Consider the following 6,780-nt stretch of genomic DNA (forward strand, 5'->3'; position numbering starts at 1 on the left):
AACAATAAAACTAACAATAACCATAGACAAATCAACCAACTTTTTCTAAAATACCTCTTATTTCTTGGTCGTTTTGCTACTCAACATATTGCCCTCAATTGCCAATGTCGCTGAATTTGATTTTATTTGCGAAGTTATGGTGACTTGACTTCCCCGCCTCAATCAATCCAAGACTTGGTGTTGCTTCGCTGATTTGTGCAGCCAGTGAAGGATTTTTTGGGGTTATGGCGTAGAGTGGTTGGCAGGACATTAACACCCTATTAGTGAGACATTTGCATAAATAGGAACAATCATCAGAAACCTACTTTTCACCCACTTAGCGATTTTTTAAACCCAGCCTTAGCCCTGCTAGGATAAGGTTTAAAGAAATCACCCATTGGGCAAAAATTGGATTTTGTCAATCATCCCTACTTTATACAAAGGTCTCTTAGTATTGGTTTTTTGATATTTAGAATGCTGGTCATTCAGATGCTTTATTTTTGTTATTTTTAGAAAGTAAATTCTTAAAATCGTCTAATGTTTTTTTATATGGATTTACTTTTTCTTGTCTTTTATGATTTTTAAGCGGGTGCTGATGAATCTCATCCAGCATTTTTTTCATATAATCTTGATAGCTAGTGTCAGAATCATCCGTGCTTTTTAATTGTTCAGAGAAGCCAATAATAGACTGTGCCAACATAGTTTTATAAGCATAATCTTCTGCAATATTTTTAAGTTTTGTATATTGTCCAGCACAAAACCACGCTCCTGAAAAAGGCAATGAAATAATGGAAATTCGCGCCAATGTTGTATTTAAATCAACAGATTGAGTCTTCCAAATAAACATAATAGTTAAACCTATGGCAATCATAATAAAAGCACCGGCAAACCACAACCACTTTTTTCCCTCATCTCTTTCTTCTAATTGTGCCTTAAAGGCACCACTAATACCTTCCGCTTTTTTATATCCTAAAGCAGTTTTGGCTTCTTTTATAAGTGCTTGTGCCGTCTTTAATAACTCATCTCTTTGAGTGGTAAATTCCTTTAATAGTACATTAAAGACATTGGTCTTTTCAGTCTGATCTTCTATTTGTTGTTCTCTCTTGATAATTTTTTTTACGAAATTATCAACCTGTTCTTTCTGCTTATCATATTGATTTTTTATCTCCGAAATACGCTCTTCATCATTTTCTATATTACTTATCTTTTCATTTAGAGCATCTAGCCTATCTTTACCAGATTTAATATTACTTTCTAACTCACTATTTTGTTCTTGTAACAAGACTAATACCTTGTTGGTTTCAACTTTATTTTTCGTTGTTAATTCTAAATCTTGTTGTAAGTTATTTAAAGTTTCAGCAAATTCTTGTTTTTTCCTCACAAACTCAGATAATTCATCATTAAATTCATCATTAAATTCAATCAACCTCTCTTTTGTATGACGAATATGGAAAGGACGAATTGATTGTTTCAATTGGTCTAACGATTGGTCTAACGATGGATATGAATATGAATTATGGGGATGGTTAATACCAGATTTAATCTTTATTAGACTGTCAAGGATTTCCTTTCTTTCTCCATAAGTTGATAATTTTGAAAATTGCACAGGTGCTTTAATTAAAGTTGCAATATCTGTTAATAGGCTATTTATACCCTCAAGCAAGTCTTCGTAAGTGTACTCACTCTCGCTACCAAATTTTTCTCCTTGATAATTCGTAGTATCTACTTTTTTTATGCCTTCTTTAATTGCATTTTTGGTAGTACGAATATCTGTAATTGTTTGCGCTTCATTCATAATATAACTACTTTTAAATTCTGAATTAATTTTATAATCATTTGTAAATGCTGGATTTTACCACCAAAAAGTTTAATAACTTTTGATGGAATTCATCACACTTGCGTACCACCCACCGTCAATTCATCAATTTTAAGACTGGGTTGCCCAACGCCGACTGGCACGCTTTGTCCGTCTTTACCACAAACACCAACACCGCTATCGAGTTTTAAATCGTTGGCAACCATGGAGATTTTTTTTAGTGCTTCGTCGCCAGAGCCGATGAGGGTTGCGCCTTTGACGGGGTGGCTGATTTTGCCATTCTTAATCAGGTAGGCTTCGTTGGCTGAGAACACAAACTTACCTGAGGTGATGTCAACTTGACCGCCATCAAAATTCACAGCATAGAGCCCATCATCAACGGAGGCAATCATCTGCTCTAATGTGTCTTCGCCGTTTAGCATATAGGTGTTGGTCATTCTTGGCATCGGGATATGTGCGTAAGACTCGCGTCGTCCATTACCTGTTGGCTCAACACCCATTAATTTTGCATTCATCTTATCAAACATATAACCTTTTAAAATACCGTTTTCAATCAAGGTGGTATTTTGTGTCTGCGTGCCTTCATCATCAACGGTTAAAGAACCGCGGCGATTGGCTAAAGTGCCGTTATCAACAATGGTGCATTTTTCACTGGCGACTTGTTCGCCGATTTTGCCTGTGAAAACTGAGGTGCCTTTGCGATTAAAATCTCCTTCCAAGCCGTGCCCGATGGCCTCATGCAGTAACACACCTGGCCAACCTGGTCCTAAGATTACGGGTAGTTTGCCAGCGGGGGCGTCTTGCGCCTCAAGTGCGACTAAGGCTTGACGAATAGCTTCTTGGGCATAGACTTCAGCAAAATTATGATCGATAAAATACCGATAATCATAACGCCCGCCGCCGCCACTAGAGGCTGACTCAATTCTACCATCATGCTCAACAATCACGCTAACACTGATGCGCACCATGGGGCGATAATCTTTTTGATAAACACCATCGGTTGAAACAATCAACACTTCGGTATAAGCACCTGATAGTGAGGCACTGACTTGTTTCACTTTAGGCTCTTGTCTGGCGATGCTATCAATGCGTTTGAGTAAATCAACTTTCTCTGCTGAGCTCAGACTCTCTAATGGACTCATGCCATTGTACTTAGCCACATGAGGAATTGACTGTAAAGTCTGAATTTTTTGTGGTGCTTGGTTTTTAGAGATGCCTTTGGCGAAATCAACGGCCTTTTGAATGGCATCAATGTTTAAATCATCTGAATAAGCAAAGCCCGTCTGCTCGCCTTTTACTGCACGCGTACCAACACCATGACTAATACTATAAGTACCAGATTTAACAATGCCCTCTTCAAGAAACCATGATTCAGCAATTGAATGCTGAAAATACAAATCTGCATAGTCAGTGCCTTTGGCAAATAAATCGGAAAGTAGCCCCTCAATTTTGTCTTGGTTTAAGTTATTTTCATTTAGTAGTTGTTCAATCATTGTTCTTTAATAATAGGTTTGTCCCATGCTCCGGTAATTTTATATTTAAACACTGCGGCTTTATTAATTAAATTACCGTCAAATAATGTTTTGTCTATTGCCCACACGCCCAATCCAATCAACCCACCCCCTGCAAGATAGGTGGCGATAGGTACAGCGTTGCTGATGGCAGGTGTTACTTTTGCCACTAAGTCATATTGCTTATCAATAATATGACTTTGCCCTGTCAGCACAATATTGCCTGATAAAGCCTTTAAGTTAAAATTCTCAATCTTAGCCACTGCATTTTTTAGGCGCACCTGTGTTTTTATATGCTCATAAGTAAAGCCTTTGTTGGTAACATCAGAAAAATTTAAACTCAGGCGCTTAGCAATTGATTTAATATTGAGCAGTGACAAAATTCGCCCAATATTAGGATCTTGGTCAGTGAATACGCCTTTTTTAACACTCATATCAAAATAACCAGTGATATCTTGATAGCTCATATTCCATGGGGCGCATTCACAAGCAAGGCTCGCATCAAAATCAAATTTTCCACCTATAACTCTTTCTTTAACTTTCAACCGTTGCAAAAATTCAGCCAAATTTTTGCCTTTTGCCTTAGCACTAAGTTGTGTGTGTTTACCATCCCAAGCACCTTGAAAACTAAGTAATTTCTTGCTAACACCAAGCCCCTTAAGCTCCAGGTTGTTAATCGAAAGTATACTATCTTTAGAAACCAACTCGGCACTAAAGTCTGGAAAAATATCTTCGTTAATACGAATGTTTGTAGCATTTAAATGCATACTAGGAAAATCTTTTGGTGTGATTTCCCAGTCACTTTTAATCGTATCTAAACTTGTCACTTGCAACCCTAATATTCTAACATTCGGAATGTCCTTTTCATTTGGAAAAACTGCCACATTACCCTTAACTGATTTGGATTCAATCCTGCCACGCCAAGATTGATCAAGTTGCTTCGTTATGTACGCTTTAAAGCCACTACTACTATCAATCAATTCCACCCCAAAGATACGCTCATGGTCATCAGCCTTGTTGTTAGGATTGATACGAATGTCAAATAGCTTGCCACGAATCTTGCCGCTACCAGTGGCAGTAATTTTATTATGATGAAATGCCAGCTTTGAGTTATAGCCCTTAATCACAATTTTGTCATCTAGCACAGACAAACGATTATCTTTCAGGTTTAAATCAATATCCAATATTGACTCTCTTTCATCTAGTAGAGCCACTAAGCGTATATCGCCATTTACTTTGCCAGATAAATTAATACTATTTAACACTTCATGCACTGACTCATCAAGTGGTGCGCGTTTTAAAAATTCAACCAAGCGCTCGCTCTGAGTATTAATTTTGCCAGTAACTTTGGCATCTAACTCTTGTTGACTGATATCATCAATTTGAATTTTTATCGCATTGAGTGCCATATCGTTAAGTTTGCCATCATGCACCATCACTGTCATTCTTTTGCCATCCAGCTCCAAACTGGCATTAAGTTTTTTAAGGGGTTCCCAATCCGCATCAAACTTCAACTCTAATGCTTTTAATTGACTACTAAATTGCACCTGTGCATCGCTTGATTTTGATAGATTTTGCTTAATTTTAAGTTTTGAATCTTGCAATGTGCCAGCAAGAAAGCTCTGTTTTATCCAAGTGTAAACATCATCACCTACGAATTTTGGTGACAAATAATTGATAAGTTTGTTGGCTGGAATTTGCGCTAAAAAACTCTCAAACTCAACAACATTGTCCCCCGCTTGGTTGGTAAATTTAACATTCGTTGTGATCGATAATTCTTCATTACTAATTGAGATTGGTAAATTTAACAGCACATCTGCAGATTGAGCATTAGAAATGGTAGCGATAATATCTACTTTGCTCGTATTTGATTCTAATACCCCAAGATTTAGGCTCTGTCCAGTAATTTTAAGCGTAAGTTGCTTATTATTAGCAGTGATTAATATCGGCGCAATTTCAATATTTTGCTCGCCTTTGACAAACATTTTTTTGATATCTAATACCTTTAAAAACTCAAATATCTCTGAATTCGGTAGCGCTGCCAAAGTTTGAACTTGATTAGCACCAAATTCAATGTTGCTTTGAATAGCATTTAAATCAAGCGTCAAAACATCAATAGAAATCTTATTAGGATTGTAAATATCCGTGAATAATGAGTACAAGTATAAGTATGCATCCCATTTTAAGTTATCAACAGCCACAACTAGACTTTTCTGTCCTCCCAGAGGATTGCTGTTTGGCACTGACCCAATATTGAACACTTCCAATTTATCTATTTTTAGAAATAAATCGCCATCCTTAAAATCAAAATAGGGTTTAGTTATTTTAACATCTAAATCACTAAGTTCAGATAATTGCGCTTCAAGAGGCTCTTGAATCAGTACAAGAAATATTATCACAACGGCGACAACTAACACAACAAGTGCCGCCAAAATACCGCCAATCCAAGTACCTAGCTTAAGTATTTTAACGCTGTGCGATAGTAATTTTTTGCTCATTAGATTGGTATTATAATGCCTAGATGTTTTCGAAAATACCTAGCGAGGTGTTTTTTTGTACTTTATCAAAATCAAATACTTGACCATTCATAGCAATATAAACACCAAGCGGCTGATTTTGCACACTACTAAGTGCAAAACCTAAGTTAAACAAACCATCTGATTGATTTACCGAATACGGTAGCATTGCCCCAAATAAGACAATGGTTTTATTCTTAATATTTGCCCCTAATAATTGAGCAGTTTCCACCATAGTATCCGTCCCATGCGTGATTAAGATAGAATCTTCTTCAGACTCAAGACATTTGGATAAAATCAAGGCTCTGTTGTCCTGCGTTATCTCTAATGAATCTTTCAAAAATAACACCTCGGACAAGGTATCAACCATTGAGCGCGAACGATTAAGCATATCAATAATATGCGTTTTGACAAAGGTTAGCTCACCTGTTGAAGTGTTGTAGACTTTATCAATCGTGCCGCCCGTCATTAAAACTTTAATTTTCATGATGTGAATGATACCTATTTATTAGCAAAATAAGCACAATGTGTACTTTGTTGCAATTTAGTAAAACAGCATAGAAAACCCTATAATAACAAGAACGATATTAAATAAAAAAATACCATTAAATGCCATTATTTCAACAATAGAAAAAAAATTTAACGCCTTGTTAAGAAAGGATGGATATTGACGCATTCAAAACACCCAACAAAGTTTTTAAATTATTATAATTTTATAAAAAGACAAGAACAAGCCCGATATTTTTTATAAAATACGATGTATGATTGTCAGGGACTAGACAAAATTATAAAGCTAAACAATTAATAAGAGACCTTTGCATAAATAGGAATAATCATCAGAAACCCACTTTTCACCCACTTGGCGATTTTTTAAACCCAGCCTTAGCCCTGCTAGGACAAGGTTTAAAGAAATCACCCATTGGGCAAAAATTGGATTTTGCTAATCATCCCTATTTAT

Annotated in this window: 4 protein-coding genes; all 4 read right to left on the reverse strand. The window is 36.3% G+C overall.

What is annotated here, in order from left to right; genetic code table 11:
• Positions 1–460: 460 nt before the first annotated feature.
• The gene (locus BBROOKSOX_RS08260; protein WP_139660890.1) at positions 461–1,774 is read right to left on the reverse strand and encodes a hypothetical protein; all 1,314 of its coding nucleotides are present in this window, start codon (positions 1,772–1,774) and stop codon (positions 461–463) included.
• A 95-nt stretch (positions 1,775–1,869) separates the two neighbouring features.
• Entirely contained in the window at positions 1,870–3,288 is a 1,419-nt protein-coding gene (gene tldD / locus BBROOKSOX_RS08265; RefSeq protein WP_139660893.1) for a metalloprotease TldD, read from the reverse strand.
• On the reverse strand, positions 3,285–5,804 hold the full coding sequence (locus BBROOKSOX_RS08270) for a YhdP family protein (protein ID WP_139660895.1): 2,520 nt from the start codon (positions 5,802–5,804) through the stop codon (positions 3,285–3,287). The genes tldD and BBROOKSOX_RS08270 overlap by 4 nt, the downstream gene beginning before the upstream one ends.
• A 19-nt stretch (positions 5,805–5,823) precedes the next feature.
• A complete protein-coding gene (locus BBROOKSOX_RS08275; protein ID WP_139660897.1) occupies positions 5,824–6,309 on the reverse strand; it encodes an asparaginase domain-containing protein in 486 nt (161 codons plus the stop codon).
• Positions 6,310–6,780 lie beyond the last annotated feature (471 nt).

This window comes from bacterium endosymbiont of Bathymodiolus sp. 5 South (assembly GCF_900128535.1).
In the GTDB taxonomy this organism is placed as follows: domain Bacteria; phylum Pseudomonadota; class Gammaproteobacteria; order PS1; family Pseudothioglobaceae; genus Thiodubiliella.

What these genes read in the sequence shown, in the direction of transcription:
- BBROOKSOX_RS08260 (WP_139660890.1), bottom strand. Translation starts at nt 1,774, where the DNA reads ATGAATGAAGCGCAAACAATTACAGATATTCGTACTACCAAAAATGCA.
- tldD (WP_139660893.1), bottom strand. Translation starts at nt 3,288, where the DNA reads ATGATTGAACAACTACTAAATGAAAATAACTTAAACCAAGACAAAATT.
- BBROOKSOX_RS08270 (WP_139660895.1), bottom strand. Translation starts at nt 5,804, where the DNA reads ATGAGCAAAAAATTACTATCGCACAGCGTTAAAATACTTAAGCTAGGT.
- BBROOKSOX_RS08275 (WP_139660897.1), bottom strand. Translation starts at nt 6,309, where the DNA reads ATGAAAATTAAAGTTTTAATGACGGGCGGCACGATTGATAAAGTCTAC.